The sequence below is a fragment of the Faecalibacterium sp. AF10-46 genome (assembly GCF_003604105.1).
GTDB classification, from domain to species: Bacteria; Bacillota; Clostridia; order Oscillospirales; family Ruminococcaceae; genus Faecalibacterium; species Faecalibacterium taiwanense.
In genome coordinates, this window is the sequence record NZ_QVGY01000004.1 from 135,712 (window position 1) to 157,951 (window position 22,240).

Annotated in this window: 21 protein-coding genes, 1 tRNA gene and 1 riboswitch; of the genes, 10 read left to right on the forward strand and 12 right to left on the reverse strand. The window is 57.5% G+C overall.

What is annotated here, in order from left to right:
* Nucleotides 1-33: 33 nt before the first annotated feature.
* Nucleotides 34-133, forward strand: a riboswitch (TPP riboswitch).
* 82 nt (nt 134-215) lie between these two features.
* From DWV57_RS06570 to bilS, 3 genes are all read left to right on the forward strand, one after another.
* Nucleotides 216-845 carry an energy-coupled thiamine transporter ThiT gene (locus tag DWV57_RS06570; RefSeq protein WP_118526127.1) on the forward strand — a complete coding sequence of 210 codons (630 nt, stop codon included), beginning with the start codon at nt 216-218 and terminating at the stop codon, nt 843-845.
* 140 nt (nt 846-985) lie between these two features.
* A tRNA-Ala gene (locus tag DWV57_RS06575) sits at nt 986-1,061 on the forward strand.
* Between the two features lie 63 nt (nt 1,062-1,124).
* Nucleotides 1,125-1,616, forward strand: a complete 492-nt coding sequence (gene bilS, locus DWV57_RS06580) for a flavodoxin family protein BilS (RefSeq protein WP_097777561.1) — start codon at nt 1,125-1,127, stop codon at nt 1,614-1,616.
* 92 nt (nt 1,617-1,708) lie between these two features.
* On the opposite strand, the gene DWV57_RS06585 is transcribed toward bilS, so the two are convergent.
* Together DWV57_RS06585 and yfcE are read right to left on the reverse strand one after the other, a co-directional pair.
* A complete protein-coding gene (locus DWV57_RS06585; RefSeq protein WP_120020316.1) occupies nt 1,709-2,545 on the reverse strand; it encodes a DNA glycosylase in 837 nt (278 codons plus the stop codon).
* Entirely contained in the window at nt 2,545-3,090 is a 546-nt protein-coding gene (gene yfcE / locus DWV57_RS06590; RefSeq protein ID WP_005945659.1) for a phosphodiesterase, read from the reverse strand. Before yfcE ends, DWV57_RS06585 begins: the two co-directional genes overlap by 1 nt.
* 309 nt (nt 3,091-3,399) lie before the next feature.
* Between yfcE and DWV57_RS06595 the strand changes: the two genes are divergently transcribed.
* The 5 genes from DWV57_RS06595 (at nt 3,400) to DWV57_RS06610 (ending at nt 8,831) form a co-directional block, all read left to right on the forward strand.
* Nucleotides 3,400-4,731: an MATE family efflux transporter gene (locus DWV57_RS06595; RefSeq protein WP_118526135.1), complete on the forward strand. Its 1,332-nt coding sequence runs from the start codon at nt 3,400-3,402 to the stop codon at nt 4,729-4,731.
* A 198-nt stretch (nt 4,732-4,929) separates the two neighbouring features.
* A complete protein-coding gene (locus tag DWV57_RS06600; protein WP_118526137.1) occupies nt 4,930-6,321 on the forward strand; it encodes a sodium:alanine symporter family protein in 1,392 nt (463 codons plus the stop codon).
* A 142-nt stretch (nt 6,322-6,463) separates the two neighbouring features.
* Nucleotides 6,464-6,631 carry a hypothetical protein gene (locus tag DWV57_RS14500; RefSeq protein WP_165853669.1) on the forward strand — a complete coding sequence of 56 codons (168 nt, stop codon included), beginning with the start codon at nt 6,464-6,466 and terminating at the stop codon, nt 6,629-6,631.
* A 216-nt stretch (nt 6,632-6,847) separates the two neighbouring features.
* A complete protein-coding gene (locus DWV57_RS06605) occupies nt 6,848-7,804 on the forward strand; it encodes a pyruvate kinase (protein WP_118526139.1) in 957 nt (318 codons plus the stop codon).
* A gap of 94 nt (nt 7,805-7,898) precedes the next feature.
* Nucleotides 7,899-8,831, forward strand: coding sequence for a carbohydrate kinase family protein (locus tag DWV57_RS06610; protein ID WP_118526141.1), 933 nt, complete (start codon nt 7,899-7,901; stop codon nt 8,829-8,831).
* A 72-nt stretch (nt 8,832-8,903) separates the two neighbouring features.
* On the opposite strand, the gene pyrB is transcribed toward DWV57_RS06610, so the two are convergent.
* Genes pyrB through DWV57_RS06625 form a run of 3 tightly spaced genes read right to left on the reverse strand, consistent with a single transcriptional unit; the run spans nt 8,904 to nt 12,379 of the window.
* Nucleotides 8,904-9,851, reverse strand: coding sequence for an aspartate carbamoyltransferase (gene pyrB, locus DWV57_RS06615; RefSeq protein ID WP_044954226.1), 948 nt, complete (start codon nt 9,849-9,851; stop codon nt 8,904-8,906).
* Nucleotides 9,848-11,149: an adenylosuccinate synthase gene (locus DWV57_RS06620; RefSeq protein WP_120020317.1), complete on the reverse strand. Its 1,302-nt coding sequence runs from the start codon at nt 11,147-11,149 to the stop codon at nt 9,848-9,850. The genes pyrB and DWV57_RS06620 overlap by 4 nt, the downstream gene beginning before the upstream one ends.
* Nucleotides 11,150-11,155: 6 nt before the next feature.
* Entirely contained in the window at nt 11,156-12,379 is a 1,224-nt protein-coding gene (locus DWV57_RS06625; protein WP_097777554.1) for an argininosuccinate synthase, read from the reverse strand.
* A gap of 152 nt (nt 12,380-12,531) precedes the next feature.
* Here DWV57_RS06625 and DWV57_RS06630 point away from each other — a divergent pair, with 152 nt between their 5' ends.
* Entirely contained in the window at nt 12,532-13,443 is a 912-nt protein-coding gene (locus DWV57_RS06630; RefSeq protein WP_118526145.1) for a LysR family transcriptional regulator, read from the forward strand.
* Between the two features lie 195 nt (nt 13,444-13,638).
* Here the strand turns inward: DWV57_RS06630 and DWV57_RS06635 are convergent, their stop codons facing one another.
* The 6 genes from DWV57_RS06635 to DWV57_RS06660 form a co-directional block, all read right to left on the reverse strand.
* A complete protein-coding gene (locus DWV57_RS06635) occupies nt 13,639-14,115 on the reverse strand; it encodes a pyridoxamine 5'-phosphate oxidase family protein (RefSeq protein ID WP_118526147.1) in 477 nt (158 codons plus the stop codon).
* A 39-nt stretch (nt 14,116-14,154) separates the two neighbouring features.
* A complete protein-coding gene (locus DWV57_RS06640) occupies nt 14,155-14,568 on the reverse strand; it encodes an SseB family protein (protein WP_120020318.1) in 414 nt (137 codons plus the stop codon).
* Nucleotides 14,569-14,620: 52 nt separating this feature from the next.
* Nucleotides 14,621-15,553 carry an AEC family transporter gene (locus tag DWV57_RS06645; protein WP_118526151.1) on the reverse strand — a complete coding sequence of 311 codons (933 nt, stop codon included), beginning with the start codon at nt 15,551-15,553 and terminating at the stop codon, nt 14,621-14,623.
* 84 nt (nt 15,554-15,637) lie between these two features.
* Entirely contained in the window at nt 15,638-16,474 is an 837-nt protein-coding gene (locus tag DWV57_RS06650) for a PRD domain-containing protein (RefSeq protein WP_120020319.1), read from the reverse strand.
* 39 nt (nt 16,475-16,513) lie between these two features.
* On the reverse strand, nt 16,514-17,968 hold the full coding sequence (locus tag DWV57_RS06655) for a glycoside hydrolase family 1 protein (protein ID WP_005945633.1): 1,455 nt from the start codon (nt 17,966-17,968) through the stop codon (nt 16,514-16,516).
* Nucleotides 17,965-19,839, reverse strand: a complete 1,875-nt coding sequence (locus DWV57_RS06660) for a beta-glucoside-specific PTS transporter subunit IIABC (protein ID WP_120020320.1) — start codon at nt 19,837-19,839, stop codon at nt 17,965-17,967. Before DWV57_RS06660 ends, DWV57_RS06655 begins: the two co-directional genes overlap by 4 nt.
* Nucleotides 19,840-20,284: 445 nt before the next feature.
* Between DWV57_RS06660 and yiaK the strand changes: the two genes are divergently transcribed.
* Nucleotides 20,285-21,286: a 3-dehydro-L-gulonate 2-dehydrogenase gene (yiaK, locus tag DWV57_RS06665; protein WP_120020321.1), complete on the forward strand. Its 1,002-nt coding sequence runs from the start codon at nt 20,285-20,287 to the stop codon at nt 21,284-21,286.
* A 54-nt stretch (nt 21,287-21,340) separates the two neighbouring features.
* Here yiaK and DWV57_RS06670 read toward each other — a convergent pair whose 3' ends face one another.
* Nucleotides 21,341-22,240 (reverse strand): NAD(P)H-hydrate dehydratase, encoded by a 900-nt coding sequence (locus DWV57_RS06670; RefSeq protein WP_120020322.1) that lies wholly within the window; start codon nt 22,238-22,240, stop codon nt 21,341-21,343.

Genomic DNA, 22,240 nt, shown 5'->3' on the forward strand with positions numbered 1-22,240 from the left:
CTTTTGCGCCGGATGCGCTATACTTTTGCTTGGACATAAAAACAGGGGCGCCGAAAGGCTGAGATCCGCGTTTTGCGGAGTACCCTTTTACCAGACCGGACAATGCCGGCGTGGGAGTTTGCAGAACTGTCCGTTCTTTCACAAACCCCGTGCGCCTGCTGGAAAGCGGGCGCATTTTGTTTTTGTGTACTATCGTTCTGAGAAGAGGAATCCCTATGACCAAAACCTATTCCAAGACCCGCATTCTGGTGGAGGGCGCACTGATGATCGCCCTGTCCACCGTTTTGAGCATGATCCAGATCCCGCTCATGCCCCACGGCGGTTCCATCACCCTGTTCAGCATGGTGCCCATTCTGGTAATGAGCTACCGCCACGGCGCAAAGTGGGGCATCATGACTGCGTTCGTCAACAGCCTGATCCAGCTTGTGCAGGGCCTTGGCAATCTGGCATACTGCCAGACCCTCACGGCACAGGTGGGCTGCGTGCTGCTGGACTACCTTCTGGCCTTCACGGTGCTGGGCTTTGCCTGCCTGATCGCAAAGCCGTTCCGCCGCCGCACCGTGGGTGTCGGTGTCAGCGCCTTTGTGGTGTGCCTGCTGCGCTTTTTGTGCAGCTTTCTGTCCGGTTACATCGTCTGGAAGGACTACGACTACGCTTTCAGCTGGATGACCGAGATCGGCTTTCCCGGCATCTCCAACATGAGCGTGGACGGTCTGTGCTGGCTGTACAGCGCCGTGTACAACGCCACCTACATGCTGCCCGAAGCCATTCTGACCACGGTCCTTGTGGTGATCCTGATCCGTGTCGCACCGCAGATCTTCGACCCGCAGAACGCAAGAGCGTAAGTTTTTTCGCAGTCATTTTTCCCGCCGGGAAGGGTATTTCCCCGGCGGGAATTTTTTTGCAGAAAATCCCAAAAAGCTGTTGACAATCCGGCAAAGCGCTGGTATAATTACTCCTGTCGTCAGGCACGGCACGAACGTCTGGGGGATTAGCTCAGCTGGGAGAGCGCTTGCATGGCATGCAAGAGGTCACCGGTTCGATCCCGGTATTCTCCACCAGAAGGAAAAGCACCGCACGGAAACGTGTGGTGTTTTTTGTTGTTACCGACCAAAGGAGAGATTATGAGCTACGCGATCGTATTCAGCAGTAAAACAGGCAACACAAAATTATTGGCAGACACGCTGCACGCCTGTCTGCCACAGGAAAACTGCTGCTATTTTGGCACCCCGGACCCTGCTGCCATGGAAGCGGATGCCCTCTATGTGGGCTTCTGGACAGACAAGGGAAACGCCGACGAAAGCACTTTGGACTTTTTGAAGCAGCTGCACGGCAAAAATATCTTCCTTTTTGGCACCGCCGGCTTTGGCGGCAGTGAGGAGTATTTCAACAAGATCCTGAAAAAGGTGGAGGGTTCGCTGGACAGGAGCAACACAGTCTTCGGCCGTTATATGTGTCAGGGCAAGATGCCGCTTTCGGTACGCCAGCGGTATGAGGGCATGAAAAAGCAGCCGATCCATCTGCCCAATCTGGATGCGCTGATCGAGAATTTTGACAACGCCCTTTCTCACCCGGATGCAGAAGATCTGGAACGATTAAAGCAGGCGGTAAAATGATAAAAAGGCAGCGGTTTTCCTCAAACAGAGGAAGCCGTTGCCTTTTTTGCTTAGCGGATGATCCTACGCTCCTGCCTGCGGCTCCGCGGTTCTTATCCCACGCTTCTTTTATAAAAGAACAGGTACTGCTGCACGATGCCTGCTTCCAGCCCGAACTGCGGGAACGGGTCCTGCCCGGCAAACTCGTCCCGGATGAGCCGTTCGATCCAGACATCCACCGGCACACGGCCCACACGGCCATAGCCGAACAGACACACGCAGTTTGCCACCTTTTTGCCCACACCGTCCAGTTCCATCAAACGGGCAAAAAGTGCTTCATCGGGCAGGGAAGCCAGCTTCTTCAGGTCCAGTGTGCCCTCTGCCGCCTGCTGCGCCGCATGCAGCACGTAGCGGGTGCGGTAGCCAAGACCGCACTCCTGCAGCGCCTGCTCCCCGGCACAGCAGAGCGCTTCTGCTGTCGGGAACGTATACACCGGCCCTTCGCTATCGCTGCCCAGCCGCTCGCCAAACCGCTCCGAAAGCAGCTCTACCGCCCTGCGGATAGCCGGGATGCTCTTTCGCTGCGAGATGATGAAGCTGACCAGCATCTCCCACTCATCCTGACGCAGCACCCGGATGCCCCGGCCATATTCCATGGCACGCTGCAGAAAGTCGTCCCGGCTGTCCAGCTTTCCGCGCAGGGCGGCATAGCTGCGGCCAAGGTCGAAGTAACCGTGCCAGAAGGTTTCCCATGCGCCCGGCTCACACCGCACCGTGTAGGTTCCGCTGCGCAGTGGTCTGAGGTAAAGCAGCTGTCTCCCGGAAACAAACCGATACCAGCCCTCCGCCTGCTTCCGGGGGCGAAAGCACTGGCCGCTTTCCAGAATTTTGTCCGGGTCGAAATCATCCCGGATCTGAACCGTTTTCTCTTCCAGCTCCATTGCCCCCATCACAGCTCCAGCTCCCGGTACACTTCGCCTTCCAGCGTTTTCCAAAGGAAAGTCTCCCCTTCCAGTGTCATATAGCTATGTGCACTCCCCTCCTTCGGGATGCTCACAGAACCGGGGTTCAGGTAGAGATTGCCTTCGCCGAACTCTGTCCACGCCGGAATGTGGGTGTGTCCATGCAGCAGGACATCCCCCGGAGCCAGCGGCGGCAGGTTTTTCAGGTTGTGCACATGACCGTGGGTAGCGTAAACGAGCCGCCTGCCCACCGGCAGCACCGCATAGTCGGCCAGAATGGGAAAATCCAGCACCATCTGATCCACCTCAGCGTCACAGTTGCCCCGCACGCACAAAAGCGCCGGCTTCAGCCCGTTCAGGAGCGGGATGACCTCCTTCGGGGCATAGCCCTCCGGCAGGTCGTTGCGGGGGCCGTGATACAAAAGATCCCCCAGCAAAAGCAGCCGGTCTGCTCTCTCCCGCTCAAACGCTTTGATCATTTTTTTGCAATAAAACGCCGACCCGTGCAGGTCGGATGCGATCATCCATTTCATGGCAGGATTCTCCTTATTTTATAAAGTATCTATTTTTATTTTAGCCTCCCGGTGAAAAATGGTCAAGTCTATAAAAGTCATACTTTATCCGTTTGACCTCTTGACATCTGCCGGAAGCCGTGTTATCCTACAGTTAATAAAATTCGTGTGGATTTTTACAGCAGTATGCTACTTTTCGCCACACAATGACTTCAAAAAAGCCATTGTGTGGCTTTTTTGCGTCTGCGTTTGTTTTCGAGCAGTCTCGCCCTGACGATTCCGCGGCTGCAGTAATTCATTTCTTTTCTCTACAGGAGCAATGCAAACACTATGAACGAGACCTTTATGAAAGAAAAATCGGTGCTGCCGCTGCTGGTATCCATGGCACTGCCGAACGTTATCTCCATGCTGGTGAACAGCCTGTACAACATCGTGGACAGCCTGTTCGTGGCTCGTATCAGCGAGGATGCCATGACTGCCCTCAGTCTGGTGTATCCCATCCAGAACTTTGCCAACGCCATTGCCATTGGCTTTGGCATTGGCATCAATGCCATGATCGCACTGTACCTTGGCGCAGGCGACCACAAAAAGGCCGAGACTGCCGCCACCCACGGCATGGCGCTGAGCCTGATGCACGGCATTCTCATCACCATTGTCAGCATTGTCATCATGCCGGGCTTTTTGCGCCGGTTCACCAGCGACGCAGGCCTGATCGCATCCGGCATCACCTACTCCACCATCGTATTCCTGTTTGCCACCATCAACATGGCGGCACTGGCCTTTGAAAAGATGTTTCAGGCCGTGGGCCGCATGAAGGTGACTATGGCGGCGCTGATCTTCGGCTGTGTGTGCAACATCCTTCTGGACCCCATCCTGATCTTCGGCCTTGGCCCGGTGCCTGCCATGGGCATTGCAGGTGCGGCCCTTGCCACCGGCATCGGCCAGCTGCTGAGCCTGTGCGTTTACCTCTTCGTTTACGTCCGTACTGAGCTGCCTGTCCGACTGCGCCGCAGCTGCCTGCGCCCGGATGCCGCACTGGACGGCAGACTGTATGCCATCGGCGTGCCGGCCATCCTCAATCTGGCCCTGCCCTCTCTGCTGGTCACCTTCCTGAACGGCCTGCTGGCGGGCTTTTCTCAGAGCTACGTGGTGGTGCTGGGCATTTACTACAAGCTGCAGACCTTCCTGTATCTGCCCGCCAACGGCATCGTGCAGGGTATGCGCCCGCTCATTGGCTACAATTACGGTGCCAAGCAGCACGCCCGCGTGAAAAAGCTCTACGAACTCACCCTCATCATGAGTGCTGTCATCATGGCTGCGGGCACGGTCATCTGCCTGTTCGCTTCCCGCCCGCTGATGCAGCTGTTCACCTCCAACCCCGAAACCGTCGCCATCGGCCAGACTGCCCTGCGCATCATCTGTCTGGGCTTTGTGGTTTCTGCCGTATCCACCACCTCTTCCGGTGCACTGGAAGGCCTTGGCAAGGGCGCAGAATCGCTAGTCATCTCGCTGTGCCGCTACATCGTATTCATCATGCCGCTGGCCGCTGTGCTGTGCCATTTCCTTGGTGCCAACGGTGTGTGGCATGCATTCTGGATCACCGAAGTGCTGTCCGCCATCGTGGCTTACCCGGTGTACCGCAAGGCAGTTGGAAAGTGCTGAGCCTTCTTGAAAGCGCTGGACGGCGAAGGCCAAGTAAAATAAAATAGTTTCAAGCAGTTGAGGGAGAGTTTGCCAAAAGCCCTCCCTCTTTTTTGTGCATTTTATTTGACAGTGCGCAAAAACTGCGGTAAAATGAGGTGTTTATTTTCCGGCATTGCGGCTGGAAAATCGCAATTTAACAGAGGATGTGGGAAAAATATGATCGAGACGATCACGGCCGTCAATCAGGCGGTCAACCAATTCATCTGGGGCGTGCCCGCCATGGTGTGCATCATCGGCGTAGGCCTGCTCCTGAGCGTTCGCACGGGCTTTTTGCAGATCCGCAAATTTCCCTACGCCATCAAGACCACCATCGGACGCATGTTCCGCAAAAAGGATGCTTCCGATGGTGCCATGACCCCCTTTCAGGCGGTGTGCACCGCGCTGGCCGGCACCGTGGGCACCGGCAACATTGCCGGTGTGGCAGGCGCGATCGCCATTGGCGGACCGGGTGCCGTGTTCTGGATGTGGTGTTCTGCCCTGCTGGGCATGTGCACCAAGTTTGCCGAGGTCACGCTGGCGGTGCACTACCGTGAGCGCAGCGAGGCGGGCGAATGGGTAGGCGGCCCCATGTACTACATTAAAAACGGCCTGAGCAAGCATTGGCAGTTTCTTGCTGTGCTGTATTCCCTGTTTGGCGTGCTGACCGTGTTTGGCACCGGCAATGCCACACAGGTAAATACCATCGTTGCCGCTATCGATACCGCTCTGCTGGAGTACGGCGTGGTGGGCGGCGGTGCGCTTTCTACCCTGAACCTCGTGGTTGGCATCGCAGTGGCCATGCTGGTGGCCATGGTGCTGCTGGGCGGCATCAAGCGCATTGGCAGCGTGAGCGAAAAGCTGGTGCCCTTTATGGCTCTGTTCTACATCGTGCTGTCCGTGGGCGTTATGGTGCTGAACTTTGAGCGCCTGCCCTATGTGTTCGAGTCCATCATTGCGGGTGCGTTCAACCCGGCAGCGTTCACCGGCGGCACCATCGGCAGCCTGTTCGTCAGTATGCAGAAGGGTGTGTCCCGCGGCATTTTCTCCAACGAGGCCGGCCTTGGCACCGGTTCCATTGCCCACGCCTGCGCCGACACCAAAAAGCCGGTCAAGCAGGGCATGTTCGGCATCTTTGAAGTGTTTGCTGATACCATCGTCATCTGCACCCTGACTGCCATGGTCATTCTGTGCAGCGGCACCACCGTGAACTACGGCACCGCAGCCGGTGCAGAGCTGACCATCAGCGGCTTTACCACCACCTACGGCGGCTGGGCTTCCATCTTTACCGCCGTGGCCCTGTGCTGCTTTGCTTTTTCCACCATCATCGGCTGGGGCCTGTATGGTTCCCGGTTCCTGGTATTCCTGTGCCGCAGCGATAAGGTGGCAAAGCCCTTCTTTCTGGTCTACTCCTTTGTGTCCATTCTGGGCGCAACGATGGATCTGGGCCTGCTGTGGAGCATCGCCGACACCTTCAACGGCCTGATGAGCATTCCGAACCTGCTCGCGCTGCTGCTGCTTTCCGGCACAGTGGTCAGGCTGACCAAAGAATTTTTTGCATCGGAGGGCTGATTGCCCACAACAAAAAGAGGCTGTTGAACTTTCGGCTAAAACGATGTGCAACAGCCTCTTTTGTTATTCGGGCAGGTGTACCGGTACCCATGCCACACAGTGCACCCAGCAATCGCCGTCCTTGCGGGTATAGCAGAACACCTTGCGGAACAAGATATCCCCCGGCACAAGGTTCAGCTGCCGGGCGCGCTCCATTCTGGACACCGCCATTGGTGTGATCATTGCACTGCTGGTGAACTATTTCCTGCCGCGGGAGCGGGTGGTGCGCCTGTGGGAGGGCTTCAAAAAGCGTCTCGGCCTTTGCCGATAAAAAGCATCCAAAAAATACTGTACGAAACCCGGAACTTTTTCAGGGCCAAAACGGCTCCAAAAGGTTCCGGATCTTTGATTTTTCGCAATTTCCCTGCGCAGGCTGCTACCGCATTTTTTCAATCCCCTTATTCTGCCCGCGTCCGGCTCTTTTCAACCCGGACAGTTCATGTTACAATATACATTAGAAATAAAAAATGAATCGAGGGAATGAACCTTGGATTTTTATGGTACCATCGGCCCGGCCTGCGCACAGCCGGCGATCTTGCAGCACATGGTGGAAGCCGGCATGACCGGCATCCGCATGAATCTTTCCCACGGGCCGCTGGCGGCGCACACCGACTGGCTGGCCATGATCCGCGCAGCCGGCATCCGCCAGCTGCTGATCGACCTGCAGGGGCCGGAACTGCGCATCGGCACGCTGGCAGAGCCTGTTGCTCTGGTTGAGGGCAGCTCTGTACGCCTTGGCGCAGACGGCGTACCTTGCCCGGCAGCTCTGGTACAGGCGGCTGCGCCCGGACAGCAGCTTCTGCTGGACGACGGCAAGCTTCTGGTGCAGGTCACACAGGCATTGCCGGAAGCCCTTGTGTGCACCGTGGTGCGCGGCGGCACCCTGCAGAGCCGCAAAAGCATTGCTGCACTGGGCCTTGCGGTGCCCTCGCCTACCCTGACGGAGGAAGACCTGCAGAACCTGAAAATTGCAAAGCAGTGCGGTGTTACCGGTGTGATGCTGCCTTTTGTGCGCGGCAAAGCAGATATTCTGGCCCTGCGCCATGCGCTGGAAGAAGCCGGGGCTGCGGATATCCGTATCTTTGCCAAAATTGAAAACATGACCGGTGTGCGTGCCCTGCCGGAATTCATCCACCTTGTAGATGAGATTGTCATTGCCCGGGGCGACCTTGGCAATTCCATGCCGCTGTGGGAGCTGCCCCGCTGCCAGAAGCAGCTTTCCGCCGCCTGCCGGGCTGCCGGTGTGCCTTTTATGGTGGTGACCCAGATGCTGGACAGCATGTGCACCCGCGCCGTGCCCACCCGGGCCGAGGTGAGCGACATCTACAACGCCGTATTGGACGGTGCCGCCAGCGTCATGCTGACCGGCGAGACTGCTGCCGGACAGTACCCGATGCAGGCCATGGAATATCTGGTGCGCACAGCGCAGACAGCCCTTGCCTGACCTTTGCGGAGTTTTTGCGCAAAAGGGATGGCGCATTGTGTCAGAATACGGTATAATAGACGTAAATATTTCTTGTTCAGAAAGGTTTTTTGCTATGGGAATCGTTGTGCTCGGTGCTGTTTTTGTGGATATCAAAGGCTATCCCCTTTCCGCCTATATTCCGGGCGGGCGCAATGCCGGCCGCATTGAGCAGGTACACGGCGGAGTGAGCCGCAACGTGGTGGAGGATATCGCCAATGTAGAGCTGCGCCCTACCTTTGTCAGTCTGGTGGACGACACCGGCATGGGACAGGATGTGATCAACAAGCTGGAGAACCACAAGGTGAACACCAAGTACATCCAGCGCGTGCCGGACGGTATGGGCACTTGGCTGGCCATCTTTGACAACGACGGCGATGTGCATGCAGCCATTTCCAAGCGGCCGGACACCACTCCCCTCACCGGCCTTTTAAAGGAAAAGGGCGACGAGATCTTTGCCGACTGCGATGCCATTGCGCTGGAGCTGGATCTGGAAAAAGATACTGTAAAACAGGTGCTGCACTACGCCAAAAAGTACAACAAAAAGGTTTTTGCGGCCATTTCCAACATGAGTATTGCCATGGAGCGCCGGGATTTCTTGCAGCAGATCGATTGCTTTGTGTGCAACCAGCAGGAAGCCGGGCTGCTGTTCTCCGATGATTACGGTCATCTGGCTCCGGACGAAATGTGCAGGGTTCTGGCCGTCAATGTGCACAGCGCCAACATTCCCAGTATGGTGATCACCATGGGCGGTCAGGGTGCCGTATATGCCCGCGCCAACGGCGAGTGCGGCGTGGTGCCTGCCAAGAAGGTGGATGTGATCGACACCACCGGCGCAGGCGATGCCTTCTTTGCCGGCACCACCATCGGCCTGACCTATGGCAAAACGCTGGCCGAGTCCTGCGAGATCGGCAGCCGACTGGCCGCATCGGTCATCTGCATCACCGAGAACGTCTGCCCCCGCTTCCGCCCGCTGGAATTCGGGCTGAACATTCCGGTGGTGGATTAAAGTAATATCAGAAAGCCGGGCAGACTGCGGTCTGCCCGGCTTTCTTTTTAGGATTCGGGGAAGAGGTTTATATCATGCTTCCAGCACCTTTTTGCCAGTAACTGGATCAGGGATATCAAGCAACGCCAGAATGATGGCCATGCGGATATACACGCCATTGTGCACTTGATCAAAGTAGGCGGCACGCGGGTCGTCATCCACATCCTTTTTGATCTCGTCGATGCGGGGCAGCGGATGCAGCACCGGCATATCCTGCGGTGCCTTCTGCAGCAGCGCTTCGTCCAGCTGGTAGCAGCCTTTCAGGCGCAGGTATTCTTCCTCGTTGAAAAAGCGCTCCTGCTGGATACGAGTCATGTACAGCACATCCAGATGCGGCAGCTCAGCTTCAAGGTCAGCCGTTTCCTTATAGATCTGATGGGTCGGCTCCAGCGATTCATTCTTCACATACTGCGGCAGGCGCAGATCTTCCGGCGAGATGAACACGAACCGGTTGCCCTCAAACTGGCTCAGCGCAGCGGTCAGGGAGTGGACCGTGCGGCCAAACTTGAGGTCGCCGCAGAAGCCGATCGTCAAATGATCCAGCCGCCCCTTGCGCTGGCGGATCGTCATGAGGTCGATCATGGTCTGGCTGGGATGCGCGTGCCCACCGTCGCCTGCATTGATCACCGGCACACGTGCAGAAAGGGATGCCCGCAGCGGTGCGCCCTCTTTGGGGTGGCGCATGGCGATCACATCGGCGTAGTTGCTCACCACGCGGGCGGTGTCCTCCACCGTCTCGCCCTTGCTGGCGGAAGAAAGCTGTGCCCCTGCAAAGCCCAGTGTCTTGCCGCCCAGCCGCAGCATGGCCGATTCAAACGAAAGGCGGGTGCGGGTTGAAGGCTCGTAGAACAGGGTGGCCAGAATGCGCCCATCGCACAGGTGGGCATAGGGTGCCGGGTCGGCCTCCATCCGGTCGGCAAGATCCAGAAGGGCCAGCTGCTCTTCCAGAGAAAAGCTGTTGGGCTCAATAAAGTGTCTCACAGCCATGCTCCTTTCAGCACGAACTTCTCGCGCTCGGCTCCGGTGGAGACGAACTGGATCTCATGGCCCAGCTGCTTTTCCAGAAATTCCACGTAAGCCTTGGCCTCTTTGGGCAGCTCATCCCAGCTCTTGCAGCCGGAGATATCCTTGTTCCAGCCGGGCAGCATAGTGACCACCGGCTTTACACGGTCAAGGTCGGACAGCGGGTCGAAGCTGGGGACTTGCACGCCATCCAATGTGTAACCGGTGATCACCGGGATCTCTTTCATGCTGCTGAGCACATCCAGCTTCGTCAGGGCGATCTTGTCTGCGCCCTGACAGGTAAGGCCGTAGCGGCTGGCCACACAGTCGAAGGGGCCGACACGGCGCGGACGGCCGGTGGCCGCACCATACTCGCCGCCTGCCTTGCGCAGCTGTTCATTCCAGTCCTCGCTCATGGCGTTCTCGGCGGCAAAGGGGCCTGCACCCACGCAGGTGGAGTAGGCTTTCAGCACGCCCACCACATGGTCAAGACGGCAGTTCGGAATGCCTGCGCCCAGCGGCGCATAGGCTGCCAGCGTGTTGGAGCTGGAAGTGAACGGGAAGATACCATAATCGATATCGCGCATGGCACCCAGCTGGGCTTCCAGCACGATGCACTTGCCGCTGTCGTGAGCCTGCTGCAAAAATGCACCCACATCACAGATATACGGTGCAAACTGTCCGGCCTGCATCCGGCACCATTCCAGCAGAGCATCGTAGCTCATGGGTTCCTGATGATAGCAGCCACCCAGCTCCAGATTCTTGGATTCCAGGATCATGTGCAGGCGGTCCTGCACGCGCTTTTCGTCCAGATGCAGCAGATCGCCCAGACGCAGGGTCTTTTTGCGGTATTTGTCGCTGTAGGCGTAGGCAATGCCGCGGCGGGTAGAACCAAAGGCCGCGCCCTTCTGGGCAAGGCGGTCCTCTTCCAAGCCGTCCTGCACCTTGTGCCACGGCATGGAGATGGTGGCCTTATCTGAAAGTTTCAGGTTTTCTGGGCCTACCTTTACGCCGCGCTCCTCAATGGCATCCATTTCTCCGGCCAGATGGTCGAGGTCGATCACCATGCCCGCACCCAGTACACAGACAACATCCGGGTGCAGGATGCCGGAGGGCAGCAGGTTCAGGATGAACTTGCCCTGCTCCGTTACAACGGTGTGGCCGGCATTGTTGCCGCCCTGATAGCGGGCAACAACATCGGCATGTTCGGCTAACAGATCGATGACGCGGCCCTTGCCCTCATCGCCCCAATTGATACCAGTAACTGCGGTAAGCATAACTTCTTATTTACCTTCTTTTTCGTTGTTTACAATAGCCTGTACCTTGGTGGGCAGACCATAGATGCTGATAAAACCGGTAGCATCACTCTGCTTGTAGTCGCCGCCGGCAGCAAAAGTTGCAATGTCCTCACGGTAGAGGGAATACGGAGACCAGACACCGGCGTTGATCATGTTGCCCTTGTACAACTCCAGACGCACCTTACCGGTAACGTTTTCCTGCGTGGAGGTGACGAAGGCGCTCAGAGCTTTGCGCAGGGGGCTGAACCACTGGCCGTCATAGACCAGTTCACCAAATGTGATGGACAGCTCGCGCTTTTTGTGGGCAGTGAGCTTATCCAGCGTCAGAGTTTCCAGCACCTCATGAGCCTTATAGAGGATGGTACCACCGGGAGTCTCGTACACACCGCGGCTCTTCATGCCCACCAGACGGTTCTCCACCACATCGTACAGGCCGATGCCGTTGCGCCCGCCGATCTCATTCAGCTTGGCAATGAGGACGGCGGGCTTCATCTTTTCGCCGTTCAGGCTCACCGGCACGCCCTTTTCAAATGCCAGCTCCACGAACTCGGACTTGTCCGGTGCGGTCTTGGGGCTGACACCCAGCTCCAAAAAGCCCGGCTTATCATACTGCGGCTCGTTGCCCGGGTCCTCAAGGTCAAGGCCCTCATGGCTCAGGTGCCACAGGTTCTTATCCTTGGAGTAGTTGGTCTCGCGGTTGATCTTCAGCGGGATGTGATGTGCCTCGGCATAGTCGATCTCTTCGTCACGGCTCTGGATATCCCACTCACGCCACGGAGTGATGATCTTCAGGTCCGGTGCAAAGTGCATGATGGCCAGTTCAAAGCGCACCTGATCGTTGCCCTTGCCGGTGCTGCCGTGGCACACGGCATCTGCACCCTCGGCGCGGGCGATCTCCACCACACGCTTTGCCAGAATGGGCCGTGCAAAGCTGGTGCCCAGCAGATAGCCCTCGTAATCGGCCCCGGCCTGCATGGTGGGGATGACGTAATCCTCCACAAATTCATCGGTCAGATCTTCTACGTACAGCTTGGAAGCACCGCTTGCCTTGGCGCGCTCTTCCAGACCTTCCAGCTCGCCCTTCTGGCCCACATTGCCGCACACTGCAATGACCTCGCAGTTGTTGTAATGCTCTTTCAGCCATGGGATGATAATGGAAGTATCCAGACCGCCGGAATAGGCCAGCACGACCTTTTTAATCTCAGACATAAGAACAGCCTCCGTTCAAACCACTTCATACTTTTGAATTCCCTCTTGCAATTTTTGATTGCGGTGTTATTATACTAGCAAGCAGAGAATGTGTAAAAAGTATCCTGCACATGGTCACGATACAAAATTGACATGAAAGAGGGCACGCCGCTATGTATGTGGACTGGGAATATTACAAAATCTTTTATTATGTCGCGAAATATCAGAATTTCACCAAAGCCGCGCGGGTGCTGGGCAACAACCAGCCCAACATCACCCACTCGATGAACCGGCTGGAAAGCCAGCTGAATTGCGTACTGTTCATCCGCTCCAACCGCGGCGTTACCCTTACCCCGGAGGGTGAACTGCTTTACTCCCGCATTGCATCTGCGGCGGTGCAGATCCAGGATGCAGAAGAAGAGCTGAGCGCCAGCGCCACGCTGGAACACGGTGCGATCAGCATCAGCGCTACCGAAACTGCGCTGAACATCTACCTTGCAGAAAAGCTGCGCGCCTTCCACACGGACTATCCCGGCATCCGCCTGCGCATCTCCAACCACTCCACGCCGCAGGCTTTGCAGGCCGTGAAAAACGGCGAGGTGGATTTTGCCGTCATCACCACCCCTGCCGAAGTGGAAAGCGGCCTGAAAATGGTGGAGTTGAAGCCCTTTTATGAGGTGCTTGTGGGCGGCAGGACCTTTACTGCCCTTGCCAGCCAGAACCTTTCACTGAAGGAGCTGAACAATTATCCGCTGATCTCCCTGAGCGACGAAAGCATGACCCGCGCCTTTTACCGGCAGTTCTTTCTGGATCACGGTGCGGTGCTGAAGCCGGATACCGAGGCTGCCACCACCGACCAGATGCTGACCCTTGTCAAAAGTGAGCTGGGCATTGCATTCCTGCCCCAGACCATGGCGCAGGATGCACTGGCCCGCGGTGAGATCGTGCAGCTGCATCTGCAGGAGATCATCCCTCAGCGCTCCATCTGCCTTGTGTACGACCATCACCGCCCGCTGAACACGGCAGCCCGCAAGTTCCAGCAGATGCTGACCAAGGCGGCCCCCAAACGCCCGGAACACAGATAACTGTTGGGCCTTTCCCTGCAAACTGATCTATACGGGACTGTTGCAAAATAGCTCTCTGAAAAAACAATGCACAAAACCCGGAACCTTTTCACAGCCAAAACGGCTTAAAAAAAGCTCCGGGTTTTTGATTTTGTGCTATTTCTTTGTGCAAGTTGCTATCGCATTTTTATTTTGCAACAGTCCCCTGTTTTATTTTTACTTTTCCTGGATCTGTTTGCCGGTGAGGTGCTCAATGGTGATCTCGTAAAGCTGCACGGCCTTGATGTACAGCGCAATTTCCTTTTCCACCTCTTCCTTGCCGGGGTAATACTTCATGCCAAGCTCCCGCACGCGGGCCTCGGTAGCAGCGGCATCGTCGATCAGATGGCAGCGGCCAAACACCACGGTGCTCTGCACATAAGGCGCCCAGTCGCCCGGCTCAAAGTGTTCGTTGCCGTAAACGGTAAAGCATACCTTATCGTTCTGTTTCAGCGCGTCCACCTTCTGGCCGGACTTTGCACCGTGGAAGTAGATTTTGTCGTGCTCCTGATCGTAGTAATAATTCACCGGGATCGCAAAGGGATAGCCGTCGTCACCGTTCACTGCCAGCACGCCCCGCCGGGACTGCTGCAGCAGGTGCTTTGCAGCTTCTTCCGGGATGGCGCGGCTGGCTCTTCTCATGGGTCTGAACATTTTTGTTTCCTCCATGTATCGCAGGTTTGCGGTGCGCACTCATGCACCCTTGATAATGCGGATGAGGGTCTTATCCAGCTGGATGGTGCGGTTCCACGGGTTTAGGATGACCCCGCTGATCTCCTTTACCGTAAGCGCTGCATCAAACAGCTTGTCCATATCCACAAGAAAGGTGGACTGCACCGGCTCGGCTCCCTTCATTTCCTCGTCAAAGCTGGTGAATGCATACCACCAGCTTGCGCCATCGGCCGTCCGGATGGCCCGCAGCTGCATCTGTTCACTGCCCAAATTGGGCTCCACCGCCACGACAAGCTGGCCATGCTCCTTTATGCGCCGCCGGATCACGGTAAGGGTGTGGGCCAGCTGTTCCTGTGTGGGCTCCTGCTGCAGGGCGGCTACCGCCTGCTCGATCTTTTCGTTGCCGTTCAGGCCCTTGTCTCTGGGTTGATTCATTGAGGTTGGTTCCTTTCTATTGTATTTTGGCAGAGGGAATAAGCACAACTCATCACAGCAGCAGATCGAACAGGCCGATCATTACCGGCATAGACACAATGGAAAGCAGAGTGGTCAGCACATACAGCGCGCTGGAATGCGCCGCATCGCGGTCATAGAGCTGAGCCATGGAGGTAACAGTAGCACAGGCAGGGGTGATGGCGGCAAGGTAGACCGTCATCAGGATGTTCTTGCCGTCGGCCACCCAGCTGGATGCATGGCAGACCCACAGCAGCACCAGAACCACCAGCGGGCATACCACCAGACGCAGCACTGTGGGCAGATAGTTGCGGCGGGTGCAGAACACCTCCCGCAGCGGCTTTTCTGCAATGGCCATACCGGCCAGCAGCATGCCCATCGGTCCCATCATGTTGCCCACTGTGCTCATGGTATTCTGCAGCGGTGCAGGCAGCACCACACGGAACCAGTACAGCAGTGCACCGGCTGCAATGGCGATCATGTTGATATTGGTGAGCACCTTTTTCCAGTCCAGCGCACTGCTGCCCTGCAAAAGGGAACTGGCGTGGGTCCACAGCAGCACCAGCTGCACAATGATGAATGCGCAGGAGTAAATGACATACGCATCGCCCATCAGAGCCTTGACCAACGGGATCACCAGTGCAGCGGCGTTGCTGTAGATCACATTCACCTGTTCCACGGCATCCAGCTTGAGCGGGCGGCTCAACAGGGCGCTGAGCACCAGCAGCACTACATGGATAGCCGCCGCAATCGCCATGGAGTACAAAAGTCCCTTGCGGATCTCCGGCGTATCGTCGATCTGGAATGCGTTGATGATCACGCAGGGCGTGACCAGATACACCATGACCACCGAGAGCACCCGGCTGTCGCTGGCCTTCAGCAGCCCTGCTTTGACCACAGCATAGCCCATGATCAGGATCAGGAACAGCTGTGCGATTTGCTGGGCCAAAAGAATGCTGATCTGCATTGTTCTTCCTCTTTTCCGTCTTGTGTTGTAAAAGCCCAAAAGGAGAGCCGCCTTCCGCAAGGCAGCTCTCCCCTTTTTCTGATTTTATTTGCCGCTCGTCAGCCGCTCCACATGCAGCGCCAGATAAGCGGTTTCCTCGTTGGGCAAAAACACGCCGTACTTGCGCAGCACAAAGGTGCGTATTTTTTCCGCGCAGGTCACCGCTGCCGGATAATTCTGCTGCATCTGCTGGAACAAAAAGTCGTCCTCGCTGTCCATCAGTTTGCCGGAGAAGAACCGCTCGGCAAAATACTGCAGGTGGCTCACGAACCGCGCATAGTGGATGCTCTCGGTGCTCACCGGGCAGTGCATACTGTAGGTGACAATGTTGGACAGCTCACCGATCAGCTGCGCTGCCCGCATGGCATCGTAGCCGGCCTGCGGGTCCTGCCGGGCGTTGACGATATGGAAGGCGATGTTGCCTGCCTCTTCGTCCGGCAGCTCGATGCCAAGCTTTGCCTTTACCTTCTGCAGGCCGCGCTGGCCCACCGCGTACTCCTTGGGATAAAAATGCTTGATTTCCCAGAAGATACGGTTGGTCACCACAAGACCCTTTTGCTGGCGCTCCACTGCAAAATGCAGGTGGTCGGTCAGCAGCAGATAGATGTGCGCCGAAAGCTTGACTCCCAGCGACTGCTCTGCGTCGTCCACAATGTCCTGCGTCAGTTCCAGATAGGATGCCGGAATGCTGGAAAACAGCTCCAGCATAGGCTGTGCGTCCGGGTTGGACAATGGAAGGAACACGCGGTCTGAGGGCTGCCGTTCAATGGGCTCGCCCGCCTTGCGGCCATAGCCGATGCCCTTGCCCAGCAGGATGGATTCCTCGCCGCTGTCATCCTGCACCAGCACAACACTGCTGTTCAGCACCTTCTGAATGTGCATCGGTCCCTCCTCCTTCCGTTGAAACCTTAAGACTGCCGCTTAATCCAGATCTTCGCCGTTGGAAGCAATGACCTTCTTGTACCAGTAGAAGCTGTCCTTACGGCTGCGGGCCAGAGTACCGTTGCCCATATCATCCTGATCCACATAGATAAAGCCATAGCGTTTGGACATCTGGTTGGTGGATGCAGAGATCAGGTCGATGGGTGCCCATGTGGTGTAGCCCCACATCTCAACACCCTCATCGATGGCCTTGCCCATTTCGCTGATGTGCTGGCGGAAGTACTCTACACGGTAGGGGTCGTGGATGGAGCCGTCGGCCTCCACCACGTCCTTGGCACCCATGCCGTTCTCCACCACCATCAGCGGCTTGCGGTAACGGTCGTACAGCTCGATCAGGCTGTAGCGCAGGCCCTTGGGGTCGATCTGCCAGCCCCAGTCGGTGGAGGGCAGATACGGGTTCTTGACACCCAGCACGGTGTTGCCGGGGGTACGCTCTGCGTTCGGATCCACAGACTCGGTCATGGTCATATAGTAGCTGCAGGAAACAAAGTCCACACAGCCTGCCTTCAGGGTGGCGGCATCCTCGGGCAGCATTTCCACGTGGATGCCCTTGCGCTCGAACATCTTGAGGATCAGGCGGGGGTACTCGCCCCAGACATGCACATCGGCATAGAACAGGTTTTCCAGATTCTTTGCCTGAGTAGCCAGCTCATCATCGGGTGCGCAGGTGCGGGCATAGGTGGTGAGCTTGGTCAGCATGCAGCCCACCTTGCTGCCGGGGATGATCTCGTGGCAGTCCTTTACTACCATAGCGCTGGCCACCAGCTGGTGGTGCAGGGCCTGATAGCAGGTCTCCAGCATCTTATCCTCGGGCACGCGGCTGGGGATGATGCCGGCGGTGGTGAAGGGGTGACGAATCACGCTGTCCACCTCGTTGAAGGTGAGCCAGTACTTGACCTGATCCTTGTAGCGCTCAAAGCACGCATGGCAGAACTTTGCAAAGCAGTCGATCACGCGGCGATCCACCCAGCCATTGTACTTGGTGGCCAGTGCCAGCGGCATTTCGTAGTGGCTCAGCGTGACCAGCGGCTCGATGCCGTTCTTGTGCATCTCAGCGAACAGGTCGCTGTAGAACTGCAGGCCCTTTTCGTTCGGCTCTGCTTCCTCGCCGGTGGGGAAGATGCGGGTCCATGCAATGGAAACGCGCAGCATGGTAAAGCCCATCTCGGCAAACAGCTTCAGGTCTTCTTTGTAATGATGGTAGAAATCGATGCCGCGGCGCTTGGGATAATAGGTATCATCCGGGTCGGCCATGGCGGCAGCAATGTGTGCGTCGTCCATGGCAACATGGGACTTGTAATCCTTCACGTCGGTGTTGGGCTTGTAGGTGGCAACATCGGCCACGCTGGGGCCTTTGCCATCCACGTTCCATGCGCCCTCTACCTGGTTCGCGGCAACAGCGCCGCCCCAGAAAAAGCCTTTGGGGAAACTCATTTATTTGCCTCCAGTTTCAGCAGTGCGGCACCGGGCACCACAGCGCCCTCGGCCACAGTCTTGATGGTGAACTCATCGGCGTTGGTCACGACGATGGGGGTAGTTACATCATAACCGTCTGCTTTGATTCCGTCAAGGTCAAACTTCATCAGCAGCTGGCCCTTCTTGACAGTCTCGCCGTCCTTGACCTGCGGGTCAAAGCCCTTGCCATCGCGCTTGACGGTGTCCATGCCGATGTGCATGAGCAGCTCGGCACCGGCAGCGGTCTTCATGGAAACAGCGTGCTTGGTGCCGAACACGGACTCGATCACGCCGTCTGCAGGGGCATACAGCTCGCCCTTTTCGGGCACCACGGCAATGCCGTCGCCCAGGATCTTCTGGGAGAAAACTTCATCCTTGACCTCTTCCAGAGCAATGGCCTTGCCCTGCAGGGGGCTGCTGATGGTGGAATCCGCAGCTGCTGCGTCTGCAGCAGTCTCGGGAGCGGGTGCAGCGGTCTCATCCTCTGCGGGGGTCTCGTCCTTATACAGGAAGAAGGACAGTGCGAAGGAGGCCACAACAGAGATCACCAGACCAACTGCAGCCCACAGGATGTTCTTGCCGTTATCCGGGTCAACGAACATGGCCATGCCAGCCAGACCGGGGCCCATGGCAACGAATGCCTTGACCTTCATCAGGCCAACGAACAGACCGCCGATGAAGCTGGAGACCACAACGGACATCATGACCTTCTTGTGCTGCAGGGTAACACCGTACAGAGCAGGCTCGGTGATGCCGAACAGGCCGGAGATGCCAGCGGAGATCGCGGTAGCGCGCAGATTCTCGTCCTTAGTTTTCAGAGCAACACCTAGGCAGGCACCGCCCTCGGAAATGTTGTGTGCCAGAGAAGCAGGCATGTACAGCATTTCAAAGCCGGGGTCAGAAATAGAAGCAACTGCGTAGGGGACCAGAGCCTTATGCATGCCCATGGAGATCATGAACGGCAGCACGGCAGCCAGCAGAGCAACGGCCAGCCAGCCCAGCGTGTTGTACAGAGCCAGGATCACGGTGGTCAGCAGAGCACCGATGTTGTAGCCCAGAGGTCCGAGGACGACCAGTGCCACAGGAAAGCCGATGCCGAAGCACAGCATGGGCACAAAGAACACGCGGATGGCCTTGGGGCACCACTTGTTGGCCCACTTTTCAATAAAGGACATGAAAATGACGGTCAGGATAGCCGGGAATACCTGTCCGCCGTAAGCGATGTTCTGCAGCTTGATGCCGAGGAAGTAAGCACCGCCCTCGGTAGCCAGCAGAGCGGAAACGCTGGGGTGGATCATGGCAGCAGCCAGAGCTACCGACACCAGCTTGTTGCAGTTGAACTTGGTTGCAGTGGTGAAGGCGACCATGACGGGCAGGTAGTACAGAGCTGCATCTGCCACGCCGACAAACACCTTATAGGCGATATCTCCGCTGCTCATCAGGCCCAGAGTGCTCAGCAGCACCATCAGAGCCTTCAGAACGCCTGCACCTGCAATGGCGGGGACCAGCGGCTGGAAGATGCCGACCATGTAGTCCAGAATAATGCCGCCGATCTCTTTTTTGCCCTTGGGGGCAGCGGGAGCTGCAGCCTGACCTGCATTGAAGGTGCCCAGCTTGAGCAGCTCATCGTACACTTCGATGACATCGTTGCCGATGACCACCTGACACTGCGGGCCGCTGGAAATAACGCCCATAACACCGGCAGTCTTTTTCAGGGCTGCAGCATCCACCTTGGAGGTGTCTGCCAGAGTGAAGCGCAGGCGGGTGGAGCAGTGCTCGACCTGCACAACGTTCTTCTCGCCGCCAACCAGACGCAGCACGTCGGAGGCAGTCTGCTTGTAGTTCTTCATTTTGTTCTCCTTTATCTTGTGTGTGGTGGCATTTCCCTGCCGCCCGGCCGAAGCGGACAAAAGAAAAAAGACCCAACAGAATGACTCCGTGTACAATTTCTCCCGGAATCATAGTATCTGGCTACAATTCACCCAAAAGAAAAGGTATTCGTCATTCCATCAGATCCTGCCTGCATTACCAGTAACATGTCCAACTGGATATTGTGGTATTAGTATATCAATCATCTTTTCGTTTTTCAATATGACTTTTTCACAAAATAAATCTTAAAAAATTATGAAGTTCGTACATTCGTTTGTTTATTCACATAGCTGTCGGTGTGTGCTCGTGTACTCCTTTCACCGCCCTGCCCTGATGCCGACCGCACATCTTGCGCACCGCGCCGCCGCTTGTTATAATAAGTGTAACGATCTGTTTATCACTTTTTACATACAGGAGGTACCATCCATGCGCATTGCTTACGAGACTATGCTGGCCGAATTTGAGCGGGTCCTGACCAAATACGGTTTCAGTCCAGAGCGTGCCCACGAAGCGGCCGAGATCTTTGCCCAGAACAGTCTGGCCGGCGTGTTCAGCCACGGGCTGAACCGCTTCCCCCGCGTGGTGGAATACCTGCGCAAGGGCGAGATCGACCCCGTCTCTGAGGCCGAGTGCATTGCCAGCTTTGGTGCCATGGAGCGCTGGGACGGCAAGCGCGGCTTTGGCCCGCTGAACGCCAAGCACGCCATGGACCGTGCCATAGAGCTGGCTCATCAGTTCGGCATTGGCATGGTGGCGCTGGGCAACAACAACCACTGGATGCGCGGCGGCACCTACGGCTGGCAGGCCGCAGACGCGGGCTGCATCGGCATCTGCTGGTCCAACACCTGCCCCAACATGCCTGCATGGGGCGCAAAGGACAACCACATCGGCAACAACCCGCTCATTCTGGCCGTGCCGCGCTCGAACGGGGAACACATCATGGTGGATTGCGCCCTGAGCCAGTTCAGCTACGGCAAGCTGGAAACGATGCGTCTGGCCGGCAAGCAGCTGCCTGTGGCGGGCGGCTACGATGCAGACGGCAGCCTGACCACCGACCCCGCTGCCATTGAAGAGACCCGCCGCATGATCCCCATTGGCTACTGGAAGGGCAGCGGCCTTTCCATCCTGCTGGATATGATCGGTACTATCCTGACGGGCGCAAACTCGGTGGCAAAGATCGGCACCTTTGGCGATGAAGTGGGCCTGACCCAGATCATGATTGCCATTGATCCGGCAAAGTTCCAGTCCGCCGACCTCACCGATGCCGTCATTGATGCCATTGCCGCCGATGTGGCATCCAGTGAGCCTGCAGAGCCGGGCCGTGAGGTGCGCTGCCCCGGCATGGGCGAGCACCGCAGCCGCAAGGAGAACATGGAGCTTGGCATCCCGGTCGCCGAGGAGAAGTGGGCCGAAGTGCTGGCGATGTGATGTAATGTTAAAAGGGGTGTCTCTCCGGCAGACAGAGAGACGCCCCTTTTCTTTTTATCTGTGGTTTTCCGCAAATATCCGGCCCAGCTGGGACAGGATATCATGCGGCAGCATTCCGTACTCGCCAAGCGCAGCAGCGGCACGGTCGGCAGCGGCACCGTGCAGATACACCGCGCAGGCCGCAGCTTCGTATGCAGGCAGGCCGCAGGCCAGCAGGGCCGCCGTCATACCGGCCAGCACATCTCCGCTGCCGCCCCGGGCAAGGCCGGGGTTTCCGGTAGGGTTTGTGCACACGCGGCCATCTGGTGCAGCCACCACGGTACGGCAGCCCTTGAGTACCACCACGACGTTCCATTTTTCTGCATACTGCCGGGCAATTTTCTCACGGTCGGCGCTGATCTCTGTCACGGAAAGGCCGGCGAGCCGGGCCATTTCACCGGGATGCGGGGTCACGATCAGCTCTCCCGCCGGGTGTGGCAGCGTTTTGCCCTCGGCCAGCAGCTGCGCGGCGGCGTTCAGGCCGTCCGCATCCAGCACCGCGCTGCCTGCAAAGCCGGGCAGCAGCTTCTGCACCAGCGTGCGTGTCTCTGCCGCGCGGGCTGCACTCTGGGCCGTACCGCCAAGGCCCGGGCCCAGCAGCAGCACCGTCGCCTTCTGGCGCTGGAGCCGTGGAATGCTCTCCGGTGAGATGCCGCCTTCGGCCCCCGCCACGCAGGGACACAGGCAGCATTCCGGCAGGCGGGCCACCGCAGCTGCCAATACCGGCTCCACGCTGGCCAGCGTCACAATGCCCGCACCGGTGCGCAGCGCACCCTCGGCAGCCAGCAGGGCCGCACCTCGGTAATATGCGCTGCCTGCCACAGCCAACACGGTGCCAAAGCTGCCCTTGTGGCTGTCGCGCGGGCGCGGCGGGATGCTGTGCCAGACAAATTCGGATGTGATCTCGGTTGACAT

Coding starts and splice junctions, on each gene's coding strand:
- DWV57_RS06570 (WP_118526127.1), top strand. CDS start 216: ATGACCAAAACCTATTCCAAGACCCGCATTCTGGTGGAGGGCGCACTG.
- bilS (WP_097777561.1), top strand. CDS start 1,125: ATGAGCTACGCGATCGTATTCAGCAGTAAAACAGGCAACACAAAATTA.
- DWV57_RS06585 (WP_120020316.1), bottom strand. CDS start 2,545: ATGGGGGCAATGGAGCTGGAAGAGAAAACGGTTCAGATCCGGGATGAT.
- yfcE (WP_005945659.1), bottom strand. CDS start 3,090: ATGAAATGGATGATCGCATCCGACCTGCACGGGTCGGCGTTTTATTGC.
- DWV57_RS06595 (WP_118526135.1), top strand. CDS start 3,400: ATGAACGAGACCTTTATGAAAGAAAAATCGGTGCTGCCGCTGCTGGTA.
- DWV57_RS06600 (WP_118526137.1), top strand. CDS start 4,930: ATGATCGAGACGATCACGGCCGTCAATCAGGCGGTCAACCAATTCATC.
- DWV57_RS06610 (WP_118526141.1), top strand. CDS start 7,899: ATGGGAATCGTTGTGCTCGGTGCTGTTTTTGTGGATATCAAAGGCTAT.
- DWV57_RS06620 (WP_120020317.1), bottom strand. CDS start 11,149: ATGCTTACCGCAGTTACTGGTATCAATTGGGGCGATGAGGGCAAGGGC.
- DWV57_RS06625 (WP_097777554.1), bottom strand. CDS start 12,379: ATGTCTGAGATTAAAAAGGTCGTGCTGGCCTATTCCGGCGGTCTGGAT.
- DWV57_RS06630 (WP_118526145.1), top strand. CDS start 12,532: ATGTATGTGGACTGGGAATATTACAAAATCTTTTATTATGTCGCGAAA.
- DWV57_RS06635 (WP_118526147.1), bottom strand. CDS start 14,115: ATGTTCAGACCCATGAGAAGAGCCAGCCGCGCCATCCCGGAAGAAGCT.
- DWV57_RS06640 (WP_120020318.1), bottom strand. CDS start 14,568: ATGAATCAACCCAGAGACAAGGGCCTGAACGGCAACGAAAAGATCGAG.
- DWV57_RS06645 (WP_118526151.1), bottom strand. CDS start 15,553: ATGCAGATCAGCATTCTTTTGGCCCAGCAAATCGCACAGCTGTTCCTG.
- DWV57_RS06650 (WP_120020319.1), bottom strand. CDS start 16,474: ATGCACATTCAGAAGGTGCTGAACAGCAGTGTTGTGCTGGTGCAGGAT.
- DWV57_RS06655 (WP_005945633.1), bottom strand. CDS start 17,968: ATGAGTTTCCCCAAAGGCTTTTTCTGGGGCGGCGCTGTTGCCGCGAAC.
- DWV57_RS06660 (WP_120020320.1), bottom strand. CDS start 19,839: ATGAAGAACTACAAGCAGACTGCCTCCGACGTGCTGCGTCTGGTTGGC.
- yiaK (WP_120020321.1), top strand. CDS start 20,285: ATGCGCATTGCTTACGAGACTATGCTGGCCGAATTTGAGCGGGTCCTG.
- DWV57_RS06670 (WP_120020322.1), bottom strand. CDS start 22,240: ATGTCAACCGAGATCACATCCGAATTTGTCTGGCACAGCATCCCGCCG.